A 24,671-nucleotide genomic window follows, 5' to 3' on the forward strand; every position below is an offset into this window, starting at 1 on the left:
CAGGCAGTTCCGACGAGCCCCCGCTACGCGACGGGGACGTCCTCCTGCCCGGCAACCTGACCGGGATCCCCCAGATCCAGCGGTCGCTTGACGCGCTGCATGACCTTGACCTTCTCCATGAAGGTGTTGAGGTCGTAAAGCGCGAAGCCGTACACCACAGCCCCACCAATCGCTTTCAGCATTGTCTTTCTCCTATTCGTTGACGACTAACCGGTCCCCAATCGGGCGACCTTGTTTTCCAGCCTGTCCTGCAAGTTGCCGCCTGCAGGCCCGTTCGTGACGCCATTCCCGCCCACACCCGCCTCGGCGGGATAGAACTCCTCCACCACGGCCGGTACGTCCTCCACCAGGTCCTCGAACGCACCGTTGGCAAAACCGTGCCTGGCGGCCTCATCCAGCGCCGCCTGATCGAATCCCGCGTCCTTGCGGGCTTGGTCAAGCGTCCTCGCCTCCACGATGGCCTGCTCCAGCGACAGGCCTGACCTGATCACCAGGTCGACGTAGTAGATCGCCGACCTGAAGCTCATCGTCGTGGACTTGCCGCGGAGCTTCAGTTCGAGCGGCATGCACGCCAGACGACCACCCGAGACGGCATCGAAGTACGCCAACCGGGCTGCCAACGTCCGGATCGTGTTGTACGACGTGGTGCGGAGCACGAAGCTTCCGAGTTCGTCCTCGTCCCCGACCCTCACGTTCAAGCGGGCGTACGCCTTGCACTCGCCCATGGCGAAGGGGCAGCCGTCGGGGCCAGGACAAGCTTCCTGCGTGATTCCGCCCTTGCCCATCCTCCGGCTGGTCTCCCCGTTGCCGACACACACCGGCCTGCCGGTCGTCCGGTCAAAGAGCGAATAGTCCGCGCGCAGGTTCAAGCCGGGATCGTTGAAGAGCAGGCAAACCGGAATCGAACGCAGCTTGCCGCCGGACTCCTTGCGCAACGTTTCATCCAGCGGATGCAAAATCCAGCCTTCCCGATTCTGGACCTGGCTCGTCAGAGTGAACTGGTCATCCTTCTCCGGCAGGCGTTTGCCGTTGCGCTCGACCACGCGGCCGATTGAGATCCGCCCGATCACGGGCGGTGTGATCGCCAAGCCTTTCAGCATGATCATGCTCCTTCGTTCTGGTTGGGGACGATCCGGAACCGCCGGGATCCGGGACGCTCAACGGTGAAACCGACCACGAGATCCGGGTGAGCCTCGGTCAACCTCTTGAGGTCGACGCTCGTGCCGTCCTTGGAGCGCCGGTAGGTGATCTCGCCGGTCGGGAAGATCGCCCGGGAGGCATCCCCCATCGACTGCTCCAGCTGCTGGCGCATCTGCTCTGCCCGCTTGTCCATCTGCGCAATCTCGTCGCGCAGCAGCACCAGCCCGTCGAAGGTGGCCGACAGCTCGGCGTCTTCGCTGAAGTCGATGCTGGTGTCGTTGCCGGTGTAGAGGCTGCGTAGCGCCCGAGCGGCAGACTCGCTTCCATCGGCCGGCGGCGGGGTGTCCTGGGTCACGTGCTCCCAGAACCTGGCCTCCAGCACGATCAGGCGGGAGATCACCTCCTCGTCCCGTTCGATCCGATGGACCTCAAGCTTCTGGCCGCACAGGAGGACCGCCACATCTGCGGCCTGCTTGCCGGTCACGGCCAGCTGGTGCTGGACCTGGAGCTGGACGTACTCCGGCACACCGTCGCGCCAGAGCCGTGACCCGAACTCCCCAGCTGTCTTGCACTCGAGAATCTGGACATCCGGCACACCGACCACTTCCCGATCGATGTTGGCCAGCATGAAGCTGTAGGTCGGATGCTGAAGCACCGCATTGACGCGGCGCACCTTTCGCTCGGTCCGCTCGGTGTAGGCCGCGGCGACAAGCGGCTCCAACAGGGTGCCCCAATACATGGGACTGTCCTGACCCGGCTCTTCGCCACGAACGGCCCTGCCGGTCTTCTCCATCCAGAGTTCCAGCTGGCTCTTGTACGGACACAAGCCCACCGCGGCCGCCGCGTCTGAGCTGCCGATGCCTTGCTTGCGAACTTCCAACCACTGCTCTCGCTCCAGGGAGCGTGTATCGACCAGGCGAATCGCCGCTGATCTGCTCATTTCCGATTCTCCAATAGAAGAAGCCCGGCCTCCGTGGGGAGGCCGGGCTTATGGGGTTGCCTGACAACGTCGAAACTTAGGCCGGCGATGTCGCCATCGCTGCGGCCACCACGCCGTTGAGGATGCTCTGAGCGCTCTCAGGACCCCCTCCGGCCAAGAGGTGCTTGCCGAAGGCCACGCCGAAGGGCTCGGCCACCTCGTAGCACCAGACACCGGGGAACACCTCACTGCATGCGCGCCAGGCGCGAGTCAGAAGCTCGGCCTGGTCGATACATACCTGGACGTAGCCCAACTCCCCCTGGAACGGAACCTTCGCGTACGGGGCCCCGCTTTTGTCCAGCGCCTGTTTGGCGCCTATCGCGATGTACGCAACGTCGAGCTGATCGACTTCCATTGGTCAGGTCACCAGCTTCATGGCTTCGTCCCACGCCCGCCGCTTGATCTGGGCACCCGCCCCGAACCATGCCGCCTCCCTGCGATGGTCGTCGCTCCTGGCCCGCCGGTGGTGATCGACGAACTCGGTCACGCTGCTCAGAACACCCCAGGCCGTTCCCTTGGCACTCGCCAGATCCGAGCCCTTGCCTGCTCCGTCGTACAAGGCCCGGGCCACCGTGAACGCCTGTTCGTTGACCGCCACCCCTTGCCCGTCCGGGTTGGGGTAGGTCAGCACCCGGCGCAGGAGCCCATCCACCGAGTCGGGATCCACCGGGCACTCGACAAGCGCCTTCATCCGGGCCACGAACGAGTCCCAGCTCGACACGGTGATCCCCAACTGGCGCTTCACCACGTCGGGATCGAAGTGGCTGCGATGCGGCACCTTGACGGCTCCCGCGTTGCTGCCGAGCGCGATGGCCAAGGTGTTGTTGCACACGACCCGCACCGAAGTAAATTGGGCGGTGGTCGCCAGTGTCCCATCACAGGCCGTGGCCAGCAGCAGGTAGCCGTCAACGCGATCCTTCCTCTTCAGGACGGTGCTCTGGCCGGTCTTGGCCAAGGCCCAGAACTTGCGGCCTTCGTGCAGGACACCGGCCGATTCCAGCTCGAAGCCACCGACTTCGGTCAGATCGCGGTAAAACTCCAGGATCTCGCCCGGCTGGACCACTTTGTACCGCTTGGACACGACCGACAACGGCGCGTGCGTGTCGGACCGGTACAGGACCTTCTGGTCTGGGAAGGCGTTGATGGCCCCGATCCCGTTCTTGCCGACCACGTAGCGGACTTCGGACTCTTCGATCGACCAATCCATCCCGGCCTCTCGCTTCCAGACATCGATCGGCTGCTGCGGCGCCAGCTTGTGACCGAGGCCGTGCCAGGGCTGCTCGCCGGCATAGGCCATTGTTTCAACCAGGTGCATCGTCTCATCTCCTTAATCTCGGGCATAAACGCACAAGGCCCGGCGATTGCCGGGCCTTGTGGTCTGTCACGGGTTGGAACAGGGGAACTTCGGGCGTTTACAGTGGACGCATCTGGCAACACTCACCAGAGCTGCTGCGATTACTACAAGGACGCAGTAGATCGCCTCCGACCTGTCACTCATAGAGAATCCATGATGAAGGCGCACAAGGAGCGCTGTGCCCTTGCGCAAAGCCAGACCCTACTGGCTTCAACGGGGTGATATGTGGATGAAACATTTTTGAATCGAGTATTGATGCGTTGTTCAACCCCTCGGCCGACAGTGCGTGCGCTGATGCCGCTGCGTCACGGATCAGTTGTGGCGGGTCAGCCTCTGCCGGCACCGACCAGCCAACGTCCGCTCCCGACCCAGAGCGGACATTGCTCTCGGCTTGTCCCGCCAGTCGTATCGCATGTACCACGTTTACAAGCAGGTGGTGCGTGCCACGCTGCCGCAGGCGCGGATTGTGGTCGATCGTTTCCATATCCAGCGGATGGCCAATGACGCGCTGGAGAAGCTGCGCAAGCGCATTCGCAAGGATCTGCCGGCTCGGCAGCGCCTCAAGCTCAAGGATGAGCGCTTCCTGTTGCTCAAGCGGCAGCACGATCTGAAGGGCGCAGACATGACACGGGCCCTGGAATGGTTCCGCCAGTTTCCCCAGCTCGGGGAGGCGCACGCCCTCAAGGAAGGCTTCTTGTCGATCTGGGATCACAAGAGCCGTCCGGAGGCTGAAGCGGCATGCGCGACGTGGTTAGGCAACATTCCGCCGGAGCTGGCGGCCACGTTCAAGGATCTGACCACCGCCGTGCACAACTGGCACGACGAAATCTTCTCTTACTTCGAACAACCCATTACCAATGCCTATACTGAATCCGTCAACCGACTGGCCAAAGACATGAACCGCATGGGCAGGGGCTACAGCTTCGAGGTGATTCGGGCGCGGATGCTCTACAACGAGAAGGCGCGCAAGGACGGGGCCGTAGTCGAGACCGTAGATGTCGATGATGACCAGGTATCAACGAACTTCGAGTTCCAGCGAATGACGATGGCATCGATCCGCAAGAAGCAGGTCGGACGCGTGGTCGAATATGGACCTTACATTCCGACGTTGGTGCGGCTGCTCGAAGAGGGGTATTTCGAGTAAACCTTGACCCATCGCACAAGCCCCGAAGCTTCAACCTGGGTGTTTGGCTCAACGGATGAAGCTGAGCATTTGGGCCTGAACGCTCAGCACAGCACTACCCCGCGCAGCAGGACAGTTGCTTCACATCCTTGGTGAAAGTCTGCGCTGCGAGCTTCAGTCCCTCGACCATGGTCAGGTAAGGGAACAACTGGTCGGCCAGCTCCTGCACCGTCATCCGTGCCCGGATGGCGAGCGCGGCCGTCTGAATCAGTTCGCCCGCCTCGGGGGTCACCGCCTGCACACCGAGCAACCGGCCAGTGCCGGCTTCCGCGACCAGCTTGATGAAGCCACGTGTGTCGAAGCTGACGAGCGCCCGGGGCACGTTGTCGAGTGTCAGCGTGCGGCTGTCGGTCTCGATGCCGGCATGGTGTGCTTCGGCTTCGCTATAGCCCACGGTGGCGACCTGGGGATCGGTGAACACGACCGCCGGCATCGCCGTCAGGTCCAGCGCCGTGTCGCCGCCGGTCATGTTGACCGCGGCGCGGGTACCGGCCGCCGCTGCGACGTAGACGAACTGCGGCTGGTCGGTGCAGTCGCCCGCGGCGTAGATGTGCGGTGTGCCGGTGCGCATCCCATTGTCGATGATGATGGCGCCCTGCGCGTTGACCGCGACACCTGCCGCGTCGAGATCCAAGGCGCGGGTGTTCGGTGTGCGGCCGGTGGCGACCAGCAGTCGGTCAGCGCGCAGTTCGCCGCGCCCGGTCGTGAGCACGAATGCTCCGCTTGCAAAGGCCACCTCACTGGCCTGCGTGTGCTCCAGCACTTCGATGCCTTCGTTGCGGAACGCGGCCGTGACGGCTTCACCTATAGTGGGATCTTCGCGGAAGAACAGCGTGTTGCGCGCCAGGAGAGTCACCTTGCTGCCGAGTCGGGCAAAGGCCTGCGCGAGTTCGACCGCCACCACCGACGAACCGATCACCGCCAGCCGCTCGGGAATACGGTCGCTGACCAGCGCCTCGGTGGAGGTCCAGTAGGGGGTGCCCTGCAAGCCGGGGATCGGCAGAATCGCCGGGCTGGCGCCGGTGGCGATCAGGCAGCGGTCGAAGGCGACTGCGCATTCGCCGCCTTCTGCCAGTTGCACGTTCAGATGGCGGTCGTCCAGGAAGCGGGCGTCGCCGCGAAGCACGGTGATGGCGGGAGTGCTGGCCAGAATACCTTCGTACTTGGCGTGACGCAGTTCGTCGACGCGCTCCTGCTGCTGCGCCAGCAAACGCTCGCGCAGGATCGCCGGCGAAGCGGCCGCAATGCCGTCGTCGAACGGACTCTCGCGCCGTACATGGGCGATATGCGCGGCACGGATCATGATCTTGGACGGTACGCAGCCGACATTGACGCAGGTACCGCCGAGGGTGCCTCGCTCGATCAAGGTGACGCGCGCTCCTTGCTCGACGGCTTTCAGCGCCGCCGCCATCGCCGCGCCGCCACTGCCAATCACAGCGACGTGCAATGCCGGCTCTGCATCTCCGCGCTTCGGCTCGCCGTTTAACCCGCCCAGCGTCTTGTTCAACAGGTCCGCAGGCTTGCTCGGCATGTCGGCAGCCTGCGCCCGGTAACCGAGTGCAGACACGGCGGCGACCAGCGGTGCCATCTCCAAATCGGCGCCCGCATCAGCCGTGATTTCAGCCCGCCGTTGCGGATAGGACACCGCTGCCGAACGCACACCGGGCACCTTCTCCAAAGCTTGCCGGACGTGCTCGGAGCACGCCCCGCAGGTCATGCCATCGACGTGCAGTGTGATCGCCTCGGTCATGGGACGATCACTTCTTGACCGTGGAAGGGTAGCCTGCGTTCTCGGTGGCTTTGGTCAAGGCGGCTGGCGTCGTCTTGGTGTCGTCGTAAGTCACCACCGCTTCCTTGGGCTCCCAGGTCACCTTGGCTTCAACGACGCCTTCGACCTTGGACAACGCCTTCTTGACCGTGATCGGACAGGTGGCGCAGGTCATGCCCGGTACCGACAGCGTGACGGTTTTGGTGGCGGCCCAAGCTGGAGCGCTCAGGGCTACAGTCAAAGCGAACAGTGCGACAAATTTCTTCATGACAGTCTCCTTCAGTAGAACAGGGGCATGACGTAGGGGAACGCGAGGGCGATCAGTACCAGGGCGGACACGATCCAGAAAATCACCTTGTAGGCTGTTCGCACCTGGGGCACGGCACACACGTCGTCCGGTGCACAGGCGCGGGCGGGCCGGAAGATGCGGCGCCAGGCGAAGAACAGCGCGACGAGCGCGGCGCCGATGAAGATCGGCCGATACGGTTCGAGCGCGGTTAGGTTGCCGATCCAGGCGCCAGAGAAGCCTAGCGTGATCAGCACCAGCGGGCCGAGGCAGCAGGTCGAGGCAAGGATGGCGGCCAAGCCGCCGGCAGCCAGTGCACCGCGGCCGTTGCTAGGTTTTGCCATGAGGGTCTCCTTCCGGGACTTTGCGTGATGCGCTAACGTTACTTCCGTAGCCAAGTACGGAGTCAAGCGCCATGATGAACATCCCGGAAACCCTGACCATCGGGGCCTTCGCCAAAGCAGCCGGGGTCAACGTGGAGACCATCCGGTTCTATCAGCGCAAGGGCTTGCTGCTGGAGCCGGATCGGCCCATCGGCGGCATCCGCCGCTATGGGCCGACGGACGTGGACCGGGTGAAGTTCGTGAAGTCCGCTCAGCGCTTGGGCTTCAATCTGGACGAGGTTGCGCAATTGCTCAAGCTGGAGGACGGCACCCATTGCCACGAGTCCGCCGACCTCGCGGCAGCGCGGCTTGCGGATGTGCGCCTGCGGCTGGCCGATCTCCAGCGCATGGAGTTGGCGCTATCCCAATTGGTCAAGGCATGCAGTTCGAGCCAAGGCAAGGTGACCTGCCCACTGATTGCTTCCTTGCACCGACATGCGCCAGCAGGAAAAACCCACACTGAAGGCTTGAAACGGACGAGCCTGCGAAACTAGAAACCTACAAGCAAGAACAGTCAGACAAGCAAGTGCTTTAGCTGTCGTCCCACACTAAAATCCGGATACCCTTAATTTTGTGCTCGCCTGAAAGACCTTCGTTGGCCCCGCACAGGCAACACAGATCGGTTAGAGGCTGGGCAAAAGGTGTCATTCGGATCAGTAAACCTAGATTGACCAGATCGGCATATACGGCTGCATTATATCGAGCCGGCTGAGGCAGGCCTGAGGCATCCACCTTGTGCGGGCATGCCGTGCCCGCTCTCAGCGTTCGAGGCCCTCTCCGCGATTGTTGGCGGCCATGCGACCACTCTGCACCGTTAGAGGTTGAGCAGCTTGCCGACGCCTATAGGTTACGTCCGCTTCTGGCCGGAAGCGGACTTCGTCAGCGATGGCGGGGCAGGACACTCTGGAACGTCGCTGTAGACGCTTGCACGTCAGACTGAATCCCCGGCATGCCGCTGAGCACGCCAAGGTGGGTGAAAGCCAGTACGCAAAGCCCATTGCTGACTCGAAACGTCTGATCTACAAGAACCTCGGGCCATCCAAATTTGGTGTGTATCACCGCGTGTAAGCCTGCGTGCACGAAAGAGTTCAGCGGATGCCACGCAGAAGACTTGAACTCGTTCAGCGCGATCAAGAGGTTCGCAAGGTGCGGTCGCTGCTCAATGTCCTCTAGCATCTTGGCAGCTAGCGGTAAGTTCTTGGCCCCTTGCACGCTTTCAGCTGTGAGCTCGTTGATGGACAGCCGATCAACCTGATGATCCGTCGCACAATGGAGTGCCCAGACACTGCGTACTAGCGATTCGAACTGGCTTCTCAGGCAGACAGTCGCGCCCAGCAATTGATCGGCGTGGCACAGAACTCGAACCGATCTCGCCAGCTCAAGGGACGTGCCCGCTAACGTGGCACTCAGCTGCAGCCGAGGTGACTCGTCGTAGAGCGGCTCATCGACGACATCAAATAAGAGATCCATGAGCTTGTCGGCTCGCCCGAGGTCAACCATTAGCAATCGCTCGAAGGCGCTGAATAGGGGTGTCAACTCTATCCCGACGCGGTCGTTCCGTGTCTACGTTACAGGCCGTGGCTTCGAAGAGACCTTGGCCGTGAGTCGCTGCTGATGTTTGCTTTCGACCCAAAGCGGACATCGCTGGCTCCAAGTCTCCGTCGCGGTCGACTGATTCTCGTGATCAACGCTTCGACCGCATACCTAGAAGCGGTACAGGAGCCGACCCTGGAGCAGCTGGCCGGCGAGCCCCCCCCCTCAGTGACTGCCGACGAACTCCTATTGCGGAAGGCACCGAGATCGGTGTCCGGAGACCATCGCTGGGCACAGTCGATTCAGCCAGCGGCGTCTGCTGCTGGTTCACAGCGGAACCAGCGCATAGCCTTGCTGCTGCAGCGTGATGATGCTGGTCAACGCCGAAAGCGATATTGCGATGCTGGGTGCCAGCGAGTTGCTGTCCAGCTGCCGGGAGTGCAAGGCCTGGCCGCACACGAACATTTGCACTCCCGCCGCCGACAGTTGCGCGATCAGCCCGAGGTTCGGGTTAGCGACCCCATGGCGGACGCGGTACGCGGGATCAGCCAGCGCTGAATCCGTTGCTCCTTCGCTGAGCAGCACGACGAAGTCCAACTGCTTCTTCGTCACTCCGCTTGCCTTGAGCAGGTTGACGGCGCGCGCGACCCGCTCCAAGCCCGGATCCGTCGCAGCGGGTGAAGCCGGCGCCACGGTCAGGCTGAATACCGCCCGCTGGCGCATTTTCGGGTCGGGTTGGTGGGCGGCGTCCGGCAGGACGATCGCTTTGCCATGCATGGCGGTAGTGTGGGCGGGAGACGTCGCCGGCGTCGCCGCCTGCGCGAAGTAGGTCATGCCCGCCAGCACCAGGCCCAATAGCAAGGATGTGCCCCGCATCAGCGCGGTCCGAGCACGGTGGCCAGGTCATCTGGTGCCGGCATGCCGGCTCGGCGCTGGACCGTGCCGTTGTCGTCGCGGAACAGGATGCCCGGCGTGCCTTGGAACCCTAGTTGGACCATCAGTCTTTGGTTCGCATCGAGGGTGGCGCGCACATTGGCGGGCACGGAGGCCGCCGGCTTGATGCCGCCTGAGCTGTAGCTGGTTTCATTGCGACGGAGCGCCTCCGACGGCGAGCTGGCGGTCATGATCGTGGCAACCTTGTTGGCGCTGTCCGGACGGATCACACCGACCATGATGTGCCGCAGTTGCACCTTGCCCGAATCCACCCACGGCCGCGCTGCATTCCAGAACTTGTTGCAGAACGGGCAGTTCGGGTCGCTGAACGTGTAGATCACGCGGGGCGCATCGGCCTTTCCGTCGGCGATCCATTCGCTCGCCTCCAGCAGTGCCCAGGTGCGGGCCGACATCGGACCGGCGACAAGTCGCTGCAGCGCCTCGGCGCCGATGTCCTCGCCCTTTGCATTGATCAGCGTCCCAACGACGGCATGTTCGCCGTCGTTGGTCGCGTATACCGCCACGGGCTGCTGGCCTGCGACGCCTGCAAAGCCGCGAAGACCCGATGGGGCGTCGAACTCGCCGAGCACTTCGAAACCCTGGGCTTCAATGGCTTCGATCACGGCGGGCCTTTCAGTCTCCGGGTTGCTGGTGGCGTTCGTTGGGACAGCCGGTGCGGTGGAAACCGACTTTTCCTCGGCGGCCTGACTGCAACCGGTGGCGAGCAGCAGGGCGGACGAAAGCAGTATTGCAGTGGGGTTCACTCGTGCCATCACGGCACCTCCTTGGTTGGAAGGGTTGGGGGACTCGATGAGGGCGCAGCACCGAAGCGCCGCAGCTTTACGGCAAGGCTCGCATTCGAGAGTTCGCCCATGTGGGTGTCCACAAGCCGGCCGTCGGCATCGAAGAACAGCGTCGTTGGCAGGCCGCGCGAGCCGGACTCCTGCATTACGGACGAGAATGGATCGAGCAGCACATTGCTCAGTTGCAGGTGACTCTCGCGCAGGTAGTCACGGATCTCCGATTCGGATTCCCCCTGATTGACGAAGACGAACGTCACGTCGCCGCGTTCTTCCTGCGCCTTGGCCAGGACCGGCATTTCGCGGCGACACGGCGGGCACCACGTCGCCCACAGGTTCACGACCATCGGCTCGCCGGTCATCGCCGAAAGCTTCGTGCTGCCGCCGTCGAGCGTGCTCAGTTCGGTCGCCGGCAGTTTCACCACCGACTGCTGCATCAACAGCAGCGCGCCACCGAGAACGGCCCAGGAAGCCAGCCCTGCGATCGCACCGAACAGCAGCGGACGTCGCAGCGCGGGAGCGTTTCGCGCTCGCCATGCGCCGAATGCGAGGCCCGCGAGCACGCCCGCCCAGATCGAGAAGCCGCCGTCGCCGATGCGGACAATTGACCACGGATCCGCGAGGTACTGCGGCCACCATGCGAGCACGAAGGCTAGCCGCGCCGCGAGCACGCCGACCATCAGCATGTCGAGGAACGTCGAAGGCGGCTTGATCGCGGGTTGCCCGGGCAAGGGCACAACGAACTGCCGGGCGACCAGTGCGGCAATCGCGAGTGCGACCAGCAGCACCACCAGGGACATGGGAAACGGGCCAAGACTGACCATCATTGCGCTCCTTGCTGGACGCGCTGCAGGCGGGCCAGGAATGCTTCGGGGGTGATCTCGCCCACCGTGCGCTCGGCGCGGTGTTCTTGGCCGTCGGGTCCGATGAGCAGCAACGTCGGCGGACCGGCCACCTGCCATGCCTTCATCAATGCCCGATCGGCCACATCGTTGGCGGTGACGTCGGGCCTCACGACCTGCATGCCGGCGAGCATCGATGCCACCTGCGGATCACCGAACACTTCCCGTTCGATGACATGGCAGGAAACGCACCAGTCGGCGTAGAAATCGACCAGCGTCCATTGGCCTCGCGCACCGGCTTCGGCGATGCGACGTGACAGGTCGTCGGCCGTCTTGGCTTGGACGAAGGCGACCGTCGGCGCGGCTGTCTGCGCACTCGCATCGCCGGCACCGAGTCGTTCCAGGGGGCGCCACGGATCGCCGGAGCCGCTGGCACCGCCAATCATGAGTGCCAGTGCCCAGACCGCCGACGCGGCTGCAAAATAGCGCGGCAGCCACAGGCGCAGCGGGCCGCTTGCAGGCGGTGCGACCAGGGCCAGGAAACCCGCCGCCACGCCGAGCAGCCAGGCGCCCCATAGCACCAGCGCCGTCGCCGGTGCCAGCACCCGCGCCAGCATCGATATCGCCAACGCCAGCAGGACGTAGCCGAAGACCGCCTTGACGCGATCCATCCACGCGCCGGGGCGCGGCAGGATGCGTGCGCCGAACACCGCAATCGCGAGCAGGGGCAATCCCATGCCCAGCCCAAGCGCGAACAGCGCCAGGCCGCCGGTCAGCGCGCTGCCGGACTGGCTGATGTAGAGCAGCGCGCCGGCAAGTGGCGCAGTCATGCACGGTCCCACCAGCAGCGCGGACAGGAACCCGAGCGCGGCGGCGCCAGCGAGCGTGCCGCCGCGCTGCTGGCGACCGGCGCGATCCAGGCGGTTGCCGAGCCACGCCGGCAACTGCAGCTCGAACGCACCGAACATCGACAGCGCAAGCACCACGAACACCGCCGCGAAGGCGCCCAACAGCCACGGGTTCTGCAAGGCCGCCTGCAGGTTGGCACCGGCGATCCCGGCGGCCACGCCGAGCGCGGCGTAGGTCAACGCCATCGGCAGAACGTAGGCCACCGACAAGGCGAGCGCACGCCGCGTGGTCGGCTGTCCGCCAACGATCAGGCTGGAAACGATCGGGATCATCGGCAGCGTGCACGGCGTGAACGCGAGCAGCAGCCCCATGCCGAAGAACACCGCGACCGACGCGAACAGGCTGGCATCGGCGAGGCGGCTGGCGAAGCGCTGGTCCTCGCCGGCAACGGAAGGCGCCGGGGCGGCCTCCCTGATCGAGCCCGTGACGGATGATGCGCCGACGCCTGCCGAGTTTTGTGCGACGGAGGCCGCAGAGGGGGCGGTGGGCGGCTGCGGGGCGCTGTCGCTTGTCGCCTTTTCCGAGGGCGGCGTCGTCGCTGCGGTGTCCACAGCGGCATTGGTTGCCGGTGGCGTCTCGACCGATGGCAGATCGACCGGCATGGTCTGCGGCGGATAGCAGATGCCGGCATCTGCGCAGCCCTGCCAATGCAGCGTCGCCGAGCGCGCGTTGCCACCATTGACTACGATTTCGACGGTGTCGTAATAGACCTCGGTGCGGCCGAAGAACTCGTCGGTTTTCGCCTTGCCGTTCGACAACTGCAGCGGCAACGCCTTGCCGCCGTCGACAACAACGCTCAGGCGGTGTCGATAGAGGTAATAGCCGGGCGCGATCGTGCCTCTCAGCCGGGTCGCGCCATCCTTCACGGCCGTTGCCTCGACCCTGAACACCTCGCTGGCCTCGAGGAACTCGGGCTGCTGCCCGTTCGGTGACGCGAGCCAGTCTTGCGCCATTGCGGCCACGGGAACGGCCAACATCGGCAACATCAACAGGCTTAGCAACAACCGGCGCAGCAACCGCATCATTCAGTACTCCGGAGACCCAGGCCGGTCACGATGAAGGTGCGCGATTAAGTCACGATTAAAGGCCCCCTCCAGGCTGAACAATGACCCGGCGGTGGCGGCGCCGGGTACCCTGCGCTAGGATGCAGCGCGCATCTGGTTTCCCGGGGTTGGCATCAATGAGGATCCTGGTCGTTGAGGACGACGAATTGATCGCCCGGGGCATAGTCTCCGGTCTTCGGGCTTTTGGCATGACAGCCGATCGCGTGGAGAGCGTCGCGCACGCCGAACTTGCGCGACAAACGACCCATTGCGATGCGATGGTGCTGGACCTTGGGCTGCCCGACGAGGACGGCATGCAGTTGCTCTCGCGCATGCGCCAGCGCGGTGATGAATTGCCGGTATTGCTGCTGACCGCGCGCGATGCGGTGGAAGATCGCATCGCAGGCCTGCAAGGCGGCGCCGATGACTATCTGGTCAAACCGTTCGATCTCGGCGAGCTAGTGGCACGGCTGCACGCCTTGTCGAGGCGTGCCGCTGGCCGCAGCGTGAACCTGATCGAAGCCGGTTCACTGGCGCTGGATCCCGCCAGTGGCCAAGCGTGGCTCGACGGCGAACCCGTCGATCTGTCGCGTCGCGAGACCGCACTGCTCGCCAGCCTGATGCAGGCGGGCGGGCGTTGCCTGTCAGGCGAACAACTCAAGGACAGCCTGTACGGTTTCGAACAGGAGGTCGGCAGCAACGCGATCAACGTGCACATCCATCACCTGCGCCGGAAACTCGGTGCCGATGTCATCCAAACCGTGCGCGGACTCGGATATCGGTTCGGCCGGGCCGAGCCATGAGCCTGCGACTCCGCCTGGTGCTGACAATCGGCATCGCCTTGGCGGTGCTGTGGAGCGTGGCGGCGGCGTGGATGCTGCGTGACCTCGATCGCAACCTGCAGCATACCCTCGACGACCGGCTGGCGATGTCGGCACGCATGGTGTCCGGACTGCTGGCGCAGGGCGCGTTGGTGGGCGCCTCGCCGGTAGCGGCGGCTGATGCGGTGACCGTTGCCGGCAGTCGCGGGATGGCGTGCCAGATACGCTCGCTGCGTGGGGAGGTGATCGCCACCACCCAGGGCGCATCCAGCGCACTGATGGCGACCGACGCGCCGGGCTATCGCACGCGTGAGATCGAGGGTACGGCGTGGCGTACCTACACGATGGAGGCGAATGGTTACAGCATTACCACTGCCGACAGTCTCGGTGAGCGTGCCGAACTGAGCCGCCAGATCGCGCTGGCGGCCGGGCTGCCGTTCCTGATTGCCGCGGTGGGTGGCTTGCTTGCGTTGTGGCTGGGCGCGGGCCGTGCGCTCGCGCCGCTCGATCGGCTGCGTCGCACGCTAGCGCAGCGCCAACCCGATGCCGACGAGCCCCTCGACGCGCAACCAATGCCGGGCGAACTCCGGCCGTTGGTCGAATCCCTCAACCACCTGCTGCAGCGCGTTTCCGACGCGGTGTCACGCGAGCGCAGCTTCACCAACCATGCTGCGCACGAACTGCGCACACCCTTGACTGCGATTGACACTCACCTGCAGGTTGCGCGGCTGACTGGTGGCGACGACTCACGACGTGCGCTGGCCGATGCCGGTGAAGGCGTGCAGCGTATGCGTGCGACGCTGGACCAGTTGCTGATGCTGGCGCGGGTCGAAGGACGGCTGCCGTTCGACGACGGACAGTGGATCACCGCCGCGCAGGTGGTGGAGCAGGCGGTGGCGGCCAGCAGTCCGGCGGCCAATGGCCGGGTCGTTGTCGTGGCTGGAAGCGGTAGTCAGGCGGTGCCGGCGGTGCCTCCCGCGCTGTCCGTGGCGGCGTTGCGCAACCTCGTCGACAACGCGTTGCGCTATTCGCCTCCGGGAAGTGCCGTAGACCTTGTTGCTGATGCCGATGCCACCACGGTACGGTTCCGTCTGACCGATCGTGGCGCTGGTCTCGAACCTGACGAGTACCGGCAGGCGACGCAACGGTTCTGGCGAGGACGCGCGACCGGCAGCGCAGGAGGCAGCGGGTTGGGGTTGACGATCGTCGAGGCAATCGCCGAGCGTCATGGCGGGTACGTGGTCTTGCGTCCCGGCGACGGAGGTGGGACGGTCGCGGAGCTCGTCCTGCCGAGGCAGGACGGTTAGATTCGGCGGCCGTGGAATGCCTCCAACCCCCGACCCTCGCTAACCTTGGGGGCTTTCCGCCATTTCCTGACAGTACTGGCGAAGGTGCTCCGGCAGGTCCGGAGGACACTGCCCGCACGCCTTGTTACCCGGCACGGCATAGTCGATGAACTTCGGGTATGGCAGGTTCAGGTTTTCCATCAGCTCGACGAAATCCTCGAGCGTGCGTTCGGCGCCGAGCCGCGGGTTGCGCTGCTTCTCCTGCGCGATGCTCGATACCCACCGCCCCTGGTAGTCATGCGCCGGGTACACGAGCGTCTCGCCCGGGAGGCCGAACAGCCGACCGCGTACGCTCTCGTACAGTTCACGCGCGTCGCCGCTCTGAAAGTCCGTACGGCCGCAGCCGTCGATCAGCAGCGCGTCGCCGGTGAACACGCGGTCATTCATCACCAACGCGAAGTGGTTGTCGGTGTGGCCGGGCGTATGCATCGGGTCTATGCGCACGCCGCCGACCTGCAGGGGGACGCCGTCTTCCATCGGCACGTCGGTACAGGACAGTGCATCGAGCGCGGGGGTAGCGATGCGGCTGCCTACCTCCCGCCGGAGCATCGACGCCGACGTGATGTGGTCCGCATGAATGTGCGTGTCGATCGTCATAACGAGATTCAGACCGAGCTCGTTGACTACCTGCAGGTCGCGCTGCCAGGCGGGCATCACCGGATCCACAAGGGCGGCTTCGCGTGTTTCGGGGCAGGCGATCAGATAGGTGTAGGTCGAAGACACCGGCTCGAAGAGCTGGCGGAAGATGGTGGCGGGACCGATCATGACCGGGCTCCTTCTTTTTCCGCGAGCGCCACTACGGCCGGCTCCAGCGTCGCCAGACCGGCCTCACGGCCGCGTTTGAGCGCCGCTTCCAGCGAGCAGCCGCGATTGAGTGTCGCGTCAAGCGCGATCATCGCGCCCACGCGGTTGGAACTCCCGCAATGGATCAGGACCCCGCCTTCGCGGCGCGCATCGTCCAGCGTCTGGCCGAACTCGCGCACCCGGGCTCGGTCGAGATCGGCGGCGCCGGCGATCGGCAGCGACACGTAGTTCAGGCCGAGCCGGGCGGCCTCGGCGGCTTCGTCATATTCCGCGGGCTCGTCCGGGGCCCGCAGGTTGATAACCGTGCGCACGCCCTCGCGCACGAGTTCGGCCAGATGCGCAGGCGTGGGCTGCCCACCGGCGTAGTGATCTTCAGCGAAGCGCCAGGATGTGTGCATGGGAGCCTCCGGAACGTTTGCGGGGAAGAACGAAAATCAGATCCAGCCGAGTTCACTCGCGGTGCGGTACAGCATGTACACCGCGACGACGACGATCAGGCCGGCAAGCACCGTGTTGAGCACGCCCTTGCGGTCGCCCAGGCGTGTGGCGAGGCGGGCGCCGAACAGACTGCCGACCGCGCCGCCGCCGATGAACGCCACCGCAAGCGACCAGGCGACCAGTCCGGAGCTCGCGTAGCTCAATGCGGTGGTCAGTCCGAAGGCGGTAACGGCGAGCAGCGATGAACCGACCGCGAACAGGATCGGCATGCCGGTCGAGGCGATCAGGCCCGGTACCACCAGAAAGCCCCCGCCAATACCGAAGAAACCCGACAGGAGCCCGGTGACCGCGCCCGAACCCAGCAGCTTCGGCGCGTTGCCTCGATTGAGCACCACCGCCGGATCCCCTTCACTTCCGCGCGAGCGGAACATCATGCCGGCGACCACGAGCATCAGGAGCGCGAACAATGCAAGCAGCTGCTGCCCGTCCATGGTCTTGCCGAGCATCGCCCCGAACCACGCGCCCAGCACGCCAGCGATAGCGAACGCCGCGGCGCAACGCCACTTCACGTTGCGCTTGCGGGCATGGTTGGTCAGGCCGATCAGTGCGTTGGCCGCAACCGCAAGCGCGCTGGTGCCGATCGCCACATGCGGGTCGCGCACCCCGACGAGGTAGACCATGAGCGGCACCGCGAGAATGGAGCCGCCGCCACCGACCAGCCCGAGCGTGAAGCCGACGACGCCGCCGGAAAGGACCCCCATCACTAACTGGAACGTGGTCATTGGACAGCCTCCTGGCTGCCACAGTAGGCGGCGTATAGCGTATCGAGCACGCTTGCAGCAGGGCCCTCGGCTAGCGCGTAGTAGATGGTCTGCGCCTCGCGACGCGTCGTGACGAGCTGCATCTCGCGCAGTACGGCCAGGTGCTGCGACAGGGCGGACATGCTGAGCCCGGTAATCGGCTGCAACTCTCCTACCGGAGCCTCGCCCTCGACCAGCTGGCACAGCACGAGCAGGCGTGCCGGATGGGCCAGTGCCTTCAACAGTGCGGCCGCTTCATTGGCATGTTGCGCCATCTGCTCGGGCGAGGGCATCGGACGTATCTTCTTTGATGAACGGGCCATGGCGGATGTAGTTTAGTAAGTTCTTGACAAGGATAGGTGACGAATCTAATTTAGCAGTACCTAAATTACAGAGCAAGGAGCTGTAAGATGAATCCGCAGGTCCAGAACTTTTACGACCCGGCCACGTTCACCTTCACCTACGTGGTCTACGATCGTGACGGCGGCCATGCCGCCATCGTCGACCCGGTGCTCGACTACGATCCCGCGAGTGCCCGCACCTCGACGGCCGCGGCCGACCGCGTGCTCGCGTTCGTGCGCGAGCATTCGCTGATCGTGGACTGGATCCTTGAAACCCATGCGCATGCCGATCACCTGACGTCCGCGGCATACCTCAAGCGCGAAACCGGCGCGAAGGTCGCGATCGGTCGCGGTATCACCCAGGTGCAGGAGCGCTTCAAGGCGCTGTTCGGCCTGGAGCCGGAGTTCGCCACCGACGGCCGTCAGTTCGATCGGCTGTTCGCTGATGGAGACACGTTCGCCATCGGGGAGCTCCAAACGCGTGCGATCGCGACACCCGGTCACACCGACGACAGTCTGACCTATCTCGTAGGTGACGCCGCGTTCGTGGGCGATACGGTGTTTGCCCCTGAAACGGGCACGGCGAGGGTGGACTTCCCAGGAGGCGACGCGCGCAAACTCTACCGGTCGATCCGCACCTTGTTCGATCTGCCCGCCGACACCCGCCTGTTCCTGTGCCACGACTACCCGCCGGCCGAGCGCGAGGCGCATCCGCAGAGCTCGCTCGACGAGCAGAAGCAGCGCAATGTGCATGTGGGCGGCGGGGCAGATGAGGAGACGTTCGTCAAAATGAGGACCGAACGGGATGCCAGACTGGCGGCGCCCAAGCTAATTCTGCCGGCGTTGCAGGTGAACATTCGCGCGGGCGAGCTGCCGCCGACGGACGCGAACGGCATCCGCTACCTGCGGCTGCCCCTGAACCAATTGGGAGGTGAGGCATGACCACGTGGATGATCGCCCTGGCAGGCGGAGTGTTGATCGGCCTGTCCGCGACCTTGTTGCTGTGGCTCAACGGACGGGTCGCGGGCGTCAGCGGCATCCTCAACGGCGTTCTGTTCCCGAAGGCAGGTGATGTGTCGTGGCGCGCCATGTTTTTGCTGGGCTTGATCGTCGCCGCGGGCCTATACATGGCACTCGTGCCCGGTGCACCACTGCCGCGGACGGACTATTCGCGCGTCGGGCTGGTAGTCGCTGGGCTGCTGGTGGGCTTCGGCACGCGCATGAGCAACGGCTGCACGAGCGGCCACGGCGTGTGTGGGCTCGGCCGACTGTCCATGCGCTCGCTTGCGGCCGTCCTGACTTTCATGGCCACGGCCATCGTCACCACCTTCCTTGTGCGCCACGTCTGGAGTTGATGATGAAGAAGTTTTTACTTGCCGCGCTGCTGTCGGGGGCCCTGTTTGGGCTGGGATTGGCGATGTCGGGCATGACTGACCCCCGCATCGTGCTCGGCTTCCTCGACGTATTCGGCGATTTCGACCCGACGCTGATGTTCGTGCTCGGCGGCGCCGTCGCCACCACCACGCTGCTGTTCCGCTTTGTGCTGCGTCGCGGCAGCCCGGTGCTCGCCGATACGTTCCAGCTGTCGAACCTGAAGCACGTCGACCGCAGGCTGCTCGGCGGTGCGGCATTGTTCGGAATCGGCTGGGGTATCGCCGGCTACTGTCCAGGTCCTGCACTCGCGGGCCTGGGGATCGGCTCGGTCGAAGCGCTGTGGTTCATCCCGGCCATGCTGGCTGGCATCCTGTTGCACCGTGTCGTCAACCGCGCCTGAGGTTATGCCATGAAGCCTATTCCATTGCTCTTCCTTGTCGTTGCGCTCGCAGGCCCCGGCTGCGCCTCCGCCACGTACCCGACTGCACTGCCGACCGTTGCGGATGCGGTGTCACCTGCGCCGGGCATCGTGTCGGCGGGGCGGCTGGATGCCGACGACATCTCACGCGTGCGTGATGCTGGCATCCGCCACGTCATCGACCTCACCTTGGATGCGGAGACGCCAGATTTCGACGAGGCGGCAGCCGTCCGCGCGGCCGGCCTTCTGTACTCCAACCTGCCATTACGCGGTGCAGTGGATCTCACCCGTGAGAACGTGATGGCGTTTGATGCCATTGTTCGAGACGCGAAACGTCCGGTGCTCGTGCACTGTGCCAGCGGCAACCGTGTCGGTGCGATGGCAGCGCTCCGGGCCGCATGGGTGGACGGAAAGGAGGCCGATGAAGCGATCGCGATCGGAAGAACCTGGGGGCTCAAGGGTCTTGAGGAAGAGGTGCGCCGCAGGATCGAGGCCGACGCTTCCCAGGCCAGGAGCAAGGTCCCGGGCTAACGACCGCTGCGTGCCGGGTCCGGTCAGTGCCGGACTGCGTCCATGATCCGGTAAGCGTTCGCGCCGGCGACCTGCCATTCTTCGTACCCGGCACCGAGGGCGTGCTGATACATCCGAAGGTAGCCCCCCAAGACGACGAGCACGTCATCACAAAGAACTATCCGAACTCGTTCCACAAGACGGACCTCAAGGAGACACTCGATTCCGACGGCATCGAATAAGTCACGGTTATTGGCCGATGAGCCACATGTGCATCGACGCGACAACTTGCGCCGCGGCTATTTTGGTTACAAGACAACGGTCGTGCACGACGCCTGCGCAACCCGCGAGCTCGAGTTCGATGGGAAGAGCGTGCCCGCCGAGCAAGTGCATACGGCCCTGATGTCAACGCTCGCATTCGGGTATGCGGAAGTCATTTCAGCCGACACCTATCTGGCCAAATGACATCTGTTGGGGCGTGCAGCGCGATTTGCTTGGCGGTAAGTCATCGGCCGCTCTCTCATCCCGGGCGTTGCTACGTGATGTCCGCTCTTGTCCGGAAGCGGTCGTCGCTTGAGGGGCGGCTTACGACCCAAGGCGGACGCGCATGCGTTTATCTTGTCTGTGGACGCATTCTTTCCACGGAACCCTACCGTCTGGTCCAGCAGGTCAGAGCAATCTTGCTAGCCGTAACCGCCATGCACCGTTGTGCCGACTGAAACGCGCATTGGCGGCGGGCCGGCCTAGATAATCGCATCCTCGACTAGCTGCGTAGCACGGCTTTTCGTCGGACTCGGCCACTCGTCGCGACTTAAATCTCTAACGTCAACACTACCAACTTCCCACGCCACTGCCTGAAATTTCGCTGCTCCTATCGGATAGGGAGCGCCCCAGAAACAGAAAATCGAATTGGCACTTTCAGGTTCGCTTGATGAAACGCAGCGATGGCTGCAGCAAAAGCGCTCTGGTGGGCGGCGTCCCTATGCAGAAACTTAAAGCTCTTGCTGGCGTTGTCTTTGGAGGGCATAACATCACGGGCTCCCCCCACAAAGGGTCTGCGCGAGAGAACTTTGTTGATATCTCTCGAATGACCAGCAAGTACTAGCAGACATGTTGCGTTCGGGTGCGCTCGCTTCATGAGGCAGAGACGGATGAAATCCGCCATCAAATTCGTCACCGAGCAGTGCGACGATCCGGCCCATTTTGCCTCAATAAGAACTTGTGGATCTGATGCAGGCTGTCTTCCGTCATCATAGATCAGTGCGAAGTCGACGCTACGCTTTCGACCACCGCCAATCTTGCGCTCGGCATCTGGGACGCGCTGGAGCGCGGCCAGAGGGTAGTCCGCATGGACCCGGGCTGCTTTGTGGTCCCCATGCAGAGAGCTGGCGACATTACCAATTGCGCTCTTGAACGAGCTCTCGGAAAACAGACCTGCCCTGAAACAGCAGGTTTCGAAGTGCATCCAACTGCCTAGCGCTTCAGCAAAGCGCCTTGTGTCCGTCATTCGCATGATTGTCACCTTGCCGGAAAATTAAACCTGCTCCCCGGGGTCTACGTCGCGCGATGGGCTGTGTGGTCAAGCCTTCGAACCACAGCAGACGCACTCCCCGGAGCTGCTGACTCAGCGAAAAGCACGACTTCGTCCAGTCGAATGCAACAACAACGCTGGCTCATTCACGCCATTTCAGTCAGGTCAGGACCGCACCATCATCAGCATCAAGCCGAACACATCGGCGCGTGCCTCAACTCGAATGAGCCCAAGTAGCTGGCGACGCAGTACGCGTTCTTCGACGCCAAGCGGCACCCCTACCACGAGTTGCTCCACGCGCATTGTCGTCAATTGAGCGACGATGCGCGAACTCATCTGTGACTCGAAGCCTATGCGCGACGTCTCAACTCGTCTAGGTAGTTTGCCCAAGCCCGCATCATCCTTCTGCGCTCTTCTAGGTGGGTAGTCCGGTTATACGCCCGCCCCAGCGGATCCCGTACCGCATGGGCGAGTTGATGCTCGATGAAGTCCGGCCTGAATCCAAGCACCTCGTCCAGCAGGGTTCTCGCCATGGCCCGAAAGCCATGGGCAGTCATCATCTCGCCGTCGAACCCGAGGTTGCGCAGAGCAGCGTTGATCGTGTTCTCACTGATTGGCTTCTGGATGCTGCGCACGCTCGGAAAGACGTACTGGCTTTTCCTTGCGTAGGGCCGGACATCCTCCAGGAGCTCGACGACCTGCCCCGCCAAGGGAACGATGTGCTGGGTCTGAGTCTTGCTGGTGATGTAACGCCACTCAGCCGCATCCAGGTCGATATCCTCCCAGCGCGCCGCACGGAGCTCGCCCGGCCTGACGAACAGGAGCGCCGAAAGCTTGAGCGCAGCGGAGACGATGGGCGACCCTTGGTAGCCGTAGATCGCCTTGAGAAGCTTTGCCACCTCGTCTGGCTCAGTCAGGCTTGAGAAGTGCTTGGTTTTCGTAGGGGTCAACGCACCGGCAAGACTCAGGGCGGGGTTGTTCTCTGCACGGCCGGTGGCGATGGCATAGCGAAAGACCATGCCCGCAGCGGCGCGAGCCCGATGCGCCGTCTCAAGCGCTCCACGGGCCTCGATCTTCCGCAGGGCCTTCAGCAGGATTGGCGCAGTCACGCTCCGAACGGGCAGATCAGCGATGCTCCCTAGGTCGCGCTCCAGCATCCGGCGCTCCCGAACGACTGACCCGGGGGTCAGCTTCTTGGCCCGTTGCGCCACTAGTTCTTCAGCAAGAGAGCCAAAGGTATTGCCGGCCTCTTCCTCCTGTGCCGCCCGCTCGATCTTCACCACGAGAGCCGGGTCCATGCCCTTCTTGAGCTGGGCCCGGGCCTTGTCCCGCTCGGCGCGAGCTTCTGCAAGGGAAACCGCCGGGTAATCGCCGATGGTCAGCATGTTCGCCTTGCCGGCGAACCGGTACCGATAGCGCCAGATCCTGGCCCCCGAAGGCCTCACCTCGACGCACAGCCCATTGGCGTCGGCTAGGCGATAGACCTTGCCCTGGGGCTTGAGGCTGCGCAGCTTGGTGTCCGTCAACATGGCTGTGAGTAACCGGTATGTGAGTAAGCGAAGACCTTCCGGTCATCTTACTCGCACCGTTACTCACGTTCCAGCTGGATGAAGGCGCACGCGACCGGACCTGGCTGGACATGAAAGCCGAGAATGAGGTCGTTTTTCTAGGATATTCGGACTGACCTGGACGTTGCCGGATCAGTAGATGGTGGGCCCACCAGGATTCGAACCTGGAACCAAAGGATTATGAGTCCTCTGCTCTAACCGTTGAGCTATAGGCCCGCTTGCGGCCGCCCAGTCTAATGCAAGCCCGTGGTCGCACTCCAGACACCGGCGCGTCATCGCGCACTACCCACAACGTGCCGACCGCTGATGGTCGGCACGTCACCACCCATCACGCCACCGCGAACGGCCCCTGCCGCTCGAAGTAACGTCGCAGGCGGGTACAGGCCGGGGCGAGCACGGCCTCCAGCTCATCGCTGGGGTCCGGCTGCCACGTCACGTTGACCACACCCGGCAGGTCTTCCACGCCGGCATGCTCACCACGTGCCTCAAGCAGCACGGTGCGGTCGCTGCCGAGCACGCCCAGCAGCACGCCGGTCTCCAGCAGCAGCGCGTCCCGCGTGGCCGGCCATGCATCGGCCGTTGCCGGTGCGTTGTCGTCACCGGAGATCACCACCGCGAAATCAACGCCCGCCGCCAGCTCCTGCAGGCGCTGCACGGACAGCCCTCCACTGCGGGCCAGGCCATCCTGCCACTGGCGCACGGTGAAGCCTTCGCAGGCCAACGTTTCCTGCACCACCTGCGCCGCCGCAGCCGCCTGCGGCGACGCCAGCACCAGTACCTTGGTGCGGTCGCGGGCACTGCCGATGTGGTCGTTGCGCTGATACAGCCTGCGCGCCAGTTCCTGCGCCACGTAGCGGTGGATCTGCGGGAACTGCTCGGCAAGGTCCTCCAGGCGGGCCGCACTGACACGCGCGACGACGCTCGGTTCGGCAGCTACCACGGTCGCCGAGCGGATCTGCGTCGGCTGCACGGCGGCCATCTCGCCCACGTGCTCGCCGGCATGGCGTCGTGCGACGCGCTTGCCATTGACGAACACGTCGAAGGATCCGGTCACGATGAAGTAGACGTCATTGTCCACTCCACCCTGGTGAATGACGGCGGCACCGGTCTGTGCCTCCAACAAGGTCACGCTGCTGGCGAGTGCTTCGGCGAGCGCCTTGTCGCCGCGTACCAGTTTCTGCTCGGACAGCGTGTACAGCAGATTGCGGCGACCTTCGTCACCGGTGAAGCGAGCCAACATTGAAGTCCCCCTGTGGACTGCATCCGTCATGGATGGCATGTGCAGATTAACCTCTGATCTGTGACGTAGAGCACACGTTTTTGGCAAATTCATGTGGACCAGCTGAACAACCTGAATACGGTCATACACATCAAGGATCCGCTGGAACCCAGGGGCCTGATACGGCAGTCCATGTTACGGAACATGTTACGGAAAATTCGACATTGTTTCGTTTGATCCTTTTAAAAACAGTGCCTTATCAACGTTACTGTTACGTAAAAACTCCTTCATGACCAACGAAAAAACCCCGCCGGAGCGGGGTTTTTCAGAACGCTTCAGGCACCGACA

General features: G+C 63.9%; 29 protein-coding genes, 1 tRNA gene and 1 pseudogene. 9 read left to right on the forward strand and 22 right to left on the reverse strand.

Going from position 1 to position 24,671, the window contains the following annotated elements; all coding sequences use genetic code 11:
- Positions 1-23 precede the first annotated feature (23 nt).
- The 5 genes from CXG43_RS19230 to CXG43_RS17525 all read right to left on the reverse strand — a co-directional run bounded on the left by CXG43_RS19230 (position 24) and on the right by CXG43_RS17525 (position 3,434).
- Positions 24-182, reverse strand: a complete 159-nt coding sequence (locus CXG43_RS19230; RefSeq protein ID WP_157825095.1) for a hypothetical protein — start codon at positions 180-182, stop codon at positions 24-26.
- 24 nt (positions 183-206) lie between these two features.
- A complete protein-coding gene (locus CXG43_RS17510) occupies positions 207-1,106 on the reverse strand; it encodes a hydrolase or metal-binding protein (protein WP_228756293.1) in 900 nt (299 codons plus the stop codon).
- Positions 1,103-2,080, reverse strand: a complete 978-nt coding sequence (locus tag CXG43_RS17515) for a lambda-exonuclease family protein (protein WP_101101288.1) — start codon at positions 2,078-2,080, stop codon at positions 1,103-1,105. The genes CXG43_RS17510 and CXG43_RS17515 overlap by 4 nt, the downstream gene beginning before the upstream one ends.
- Before the next feature lie 76 nt (positions 2,081-2,156).
- Positions 2,157-2,474 carry a hypothetical protein gene (locus CXG43_RS17520; RefSeq protein WP_101101290.1) on the reverse strand — a complete coding sequence of 106 codons (318 nt, stop codon included), beginning with the start codon at positions 2,472-2,474 and terminating at the stop codon, positions 2,157-2,159.
- A 3-nt stretch (positions 2,475-2,477) separates the two neighbouring features.
- Positions 2,478-3,434 carry a DUF932 domain-containing protein gene (locus CXG43_RS17525; RefSeq protein ID WP_101101292.1) on the reverse strand — a complete coding sequence of 319 codons (957 nt, stop codon included), beginning with the start codon at positions 3,432-3,434 and terminating at the stop codon, positions 2,478-2,480.
- 451 nt (positions 3,435-3,885) lie between these two features.
- Here CXG43_RS17525 and CXG43_RS17530 point away from each other — a divergent pair.
- Positions 3,886-4,617 (forward strand): annotated as a pseudogene (locus tag CXG43_RS17530) (transposase); the annotation flags it as partial.
- A 94-nt stretch (positions 4,618-4,711) separates the two neighbouring features.
- Here the strand turns inward: CXG43_RS17530 and merA are convergent.
- The 3 genes from merA to merT are packed head-to-tail and all read right to left on the reverse strand — an operon-like array spanning position 4,712 to position 7,054.
- Entirely contained in the window at positions 4,712-6,406 is a 1,695-nt protein-coding gene (gene merA, locus CXG43_RS17535) for a mercury(II) reductase (RefSeq protein ID WP_101101294.1), read from the reverse strand.
- A gap of 7 nt (positions 6,407-6,413) precedes the next feature.
- The gene (gene merP, locus CXG43_RS17540) at positions 6,414-6,692 is read right to left on the reverse strand and encodes a mercury resistance system periplasmic binding protein MerP (protein WP_028839823.1); all 279 of its coding nucleotides are present in this window, start codon (positions 6,690-6,692) and stop codon (positions 6,414-6,416) included.
- Between the two features lie 11 nt (positions 6,693-6,703).
- On the reverse strand, positions 6,704-7,054 hold the full coding sequence (gene merT / locus CXG43_RS17545; protein ID WP_046621378.1) for a mercuric ion transporter MerT: 351 nt from the start codon (positions 7,052-7,054) through the stop codon (positions 6,704-6,706).
- A gap of 71 nt (positions 7,055-7,125) precedes the next feature.
- Here merT and merR point away from each other — a divergent pair, with 71 nt between their 5' ends.
- Positions 7,126-7,587: an Hg(II)-responsive transcriptional regulator gene (gene merR / locus CXG43_RS17550; protein WP_046621380.1), complete on the forward strand. Its 462-nt coding sequence runs from the start codon at positions 7,126-7,128 to the stop codon at positions 7,585-7,587.
- Between the two features lie 385 nt (positions 7,588-7,972).
- Here the strand turns inward: merR and CXG43_RS17555 are convergent, their stop codons facing one another.
- The 5 genes from CXG43_RS17555 to dsbD all read right to left on the reverse strand — a co-directional run bounded on the left by CXG43_RS17555 (position 7,973) and on the right by dsbD (position 13,135).
- Positions 7,973-8,593, reverse strand: coding sequence for a hypothetical protein (locus tag CXG43_RS17555; RefSeq protein WP_101101296.1), 621 nt, complete (start codon positions 8,591-8,593; stop codon positions 7,973-7,975).
- Between the two features lie 360 nt (positions 8,594-8,953).
- Positions 8,954-9,460 (reverse strand): DsrE family protein, encoded by a 507-nt coding sequence (locus CXG43_RS17560; protein ID WP_157825093.1) that lies wholly within the window; start codon positions 9,458-9,460, stop codon positions 8,954-8,956.
- 41 nt (positions 9,461-9,501) lie between these two features.
- Positions 9,502-10,332, reverse strand: coding sequence for a thiol:disulfide interchange protein DsbG (gene dsbG / locus CXG43_RS17565; RefSeq protein WP_101101300.1), 831 nt, complete (start codon positions 10,330-10,332; stop codon positions 9,502-9,504).
- The gene (locus CXG43_RS17570; RefSeq protein WP_232767863.1) at positions 10,332-11,186 is read right to left on the reverse strand and encodes a TlpA disulfide reductase family protein; all 855 of its coding nucleotides are present in this window, start codon (positions 11,184-11,186) and stop codon (positions 10,332-10,334) included. The genes dsbG and CXG43_RS17570 overlap by 1 nt, the downstream gene beginning before the upstream one ends.
- The gene (gene dsbD / locus CXG43_RS17575; protein WP_232767865.1) at positions 11,183-13,135 is read right to left on the reverse strand and encodes a protein-disulfide reductase DsbD; all 1,953 of its coding nucleotides are present in this window, start codon (positions 13,133-13,135) and stop codon (positions 11,183-11,185) included. The genes CXG43_RS17570 and dsbD overlap by 4 nt, the downstream gene beginning before the upstream one ends.
- A gap of 155 nt (positions 13,136-13,290) precedes the next feature.
- Between dsbD and CXG43_RS17580 the strand changes: the two genes are divergently transcribed.
- Together CXG43_RS17580 and CXG43_RS17585 are read left to right on the forward strand one after the other, a co-directional pair.
- Positions 13,291-13,956: a response regulator gene (locus CXG43_RS17580; protein ID WP_036210692.1), complete on the forward strand. Its 666-nt coding sequence runs from the start codon at positions 13,291-13,293 to the stop codon at positions 13,954-13,956.
- Positions 13,953-15,281, forward strand: coding sequence for an ATP-binding protein (locus tag CXG43_RS17585; RefSeq protein ID WP_101101304.1), 1,329 nt, complete (start codon positions 13,953-13,955; stop codon positions 15,279-15,281). Before CXG43_RS17580 ends, CXG43_RS17585 begins: the two co-directional genes overlap by 4 nt.
- Before the next feature lie 39 nt (positions 15,282-15,320).
- Here the strand turns inward: CXG43_RS17585 and CXG43_RS17590 are convergent, their stop codons facing one another.
- The 4 genes from CXG43_RS17590 to CXG43_RS17605 are packed head-to-tail and all read right to left on the reverse strand — an operon-like array spanning position 15,321 to position 17,655.
- Entirely contained in the window at positions 15,321-16,085 is a 765-nt protein-coding gene (locus CXG43_RS17590) for an MBL fold metallo-hydrolase (RefSeq protein ID WP_036210686.1), read from the reverse strand.
- Positions 16,082-16,522, reverse strand: a complete 441-nt coding sequence (locus CXG43_RS17595) for a sulfur transferase domain-containing protein (protein ID WP_052101369.1) — start codon at positions 16,520-16,522, stop codon at positions 16,082-16,084. The genes CXG43_RS17590 and CXG43_RS17595 overlap by 4 nt, the downstream gene beginning before the upstream one ends.
- 36 nt (positions 16,523-16,558) lie before the next feature.
- A complete protein-coding gene (locus tag CXG43_RS17600) occupies positions 16,559-17,344 on the reverse strand; it encodes a sulfite exporter TauE/SafE family protein (RefSeq protein ID WP_036210683.1) in 786 nt (261 codons plus the stop codon).
- Positions 17,341-17,655, reverse strand: coding sequence for a metalloregulator ArsR/SmtB family transcription factor (locus CXG43_RS17605; protein ID WP_036210680.1), 315 nt, complete (start codon positions 17,653-17,655; stop codon positions 17,341-17,343). The genes CXG43_RS17600 and CXG43_RS17605 overlap by 4 nt, the downstream gene beginning before the upstream one ends.
- Before the next feature lie 117 nt (positions 17,656-17,772).
- Between CXG43_RS17605 and CXG43_RS17610 the strand changes: the two genes are divergently transcribed.
- From CXG43_RS17610 to CXG43_RS19350, 5 genes are all read left to right on the forward strand, one after another.
- Complete coding sequence (locus CXG43_RS17610) at positions 17,773-18,645, forward strand: MBL fold metallo-hydrolase (protein ID WP_101101306.1); 873 nt, start codon at positions 17,773-17,775, stop codon at positions 18,643-18,645.
- Positions 18,642-19,058, forward strand: a complete 417-nt coding sequence (locus tag CXG43_RS17615; protein ID WP_101101308.1) for a YeeE/YedE family protein — start codon at positions 18,642-18,644, stop codon at positions 19,056-19,058. The genes CXG43_RS17610 and CXG43_RS17615 overlap by 4 nt, the downstream gene beginning before the upstream one ends.
- Positions 19,059-19,060: 2 nt before the next feature.
- Entirely contained in the window at positions 19,061-19,477 is a 417-nt protein-coding gene (locus CXG43_RS17620; RefSeq protein WP_101101310.1) for a DUF6691 family protein, read from the forward strand.
- A gap of 9 nt (positions 19,478-19,486) precedes the next feature.
- The gene (locus CXG43_RS17625) at positions 19,487-20,026 is read left to right on the forward strand and encodes a sulfur transferase domain-containing protein (RefSeq protein WP_100441027.1); all 540 of its coding nucleotides are present in this window, start codon (positions 19,487-19,489) and stop codon (positions 20,024-20,026) included.
- Between the two features lie 249 nt (positions 20,027-20,275).
- Positions 20,276-20,470 (forward strand): hypothetical protein, encoded by a 195-nt coding sequence (locus CXG43_RS19350; protein WP_198551474.1) that lies wholly within the window; start codon positions 20,276-20,278, stop codon positions 20,468-20,470.
- A gap of 406 nt (positions 20,471-20,876) precedes the next feature.
- Here the strand turns inward: CXG43_RS19350 and CXG43_RS19235 are convergent, their stop codons facing one another.
- From CXG43_RS19235 to CXG43_RS17645, 5 genes are all read right to left on the reverse strand, one after another.
- Positions 20,877-21,518 carry a hypothetical protein gene (locus CXG43_RS19235; protein ID WP_157825091.1) on the reverse strand — a complete coding sequence of 214 codons (642 nt, stop codon included), beginning with the start codon at positions 21,516-21,518 and terminating at the stop codon, positions 20,877-20,879.
- Positions 21,519-21,701: 183 nt separating this feature from the next.
- Positions 21,702-21,872 (reverse strand): hypothetical protein, encoded by a 171-nt coding sequence (locus CXG43_RS19240; RefSeq protein WP_153854612.1) that lies wholly within the window; start codon positions 21,870-21,872, stop codon positions 21,702-21,704.
- A 14-nt stretch (positions 21,873-21,886) separates the two neighbouring features.
- The gene (locus CXG43_RS17635; protein WP_101101312.1) at positions 21,887-23,065 is read right to left on the reverse strand and encodes an integrase arm-type DNA-binding domain-containing protein; all 1,179 of its coding nucleotides are present in this window, start codon (positions 23,063-23,065) and stop codon (positions 21,887-21,889) included.
- A 179-nt stretch (positions 23,066-23,244) separates the two neighbouring features.
- Positions 23,245-23,320: transfer RNA gene (locus CXG43_RS17640), tRNA-Ile, on the reverse strand.
- 112 nt (positions 23,321-23,432) lie between these two features.
- A complete protein-coding gene (locus CXG43_RS17645; RefSeq protein ID WP_198551475.1) occupies positions 23,433-24,344 on the reverse strand; it encodes a cyclic nucleotide-binding domain-containing protein in 912 nt (303 codons plus the stop codon).
- Between the last annotated feature and the right edge of the window lie 327 nt (positions 24,345-24,671).

The organism is Stenotrophomonas sp. Bg11-02, assembly GCF_002836635.1.
In the GTDB taxonomy this organism is placed as follows: Bacteria; Pseudomonadota; Gammaproteobacteria; order Xanthomonadales; family Xanthomonadaceae; genus Stenotrophomonas; species Stenotrophomonas lacuserhaii.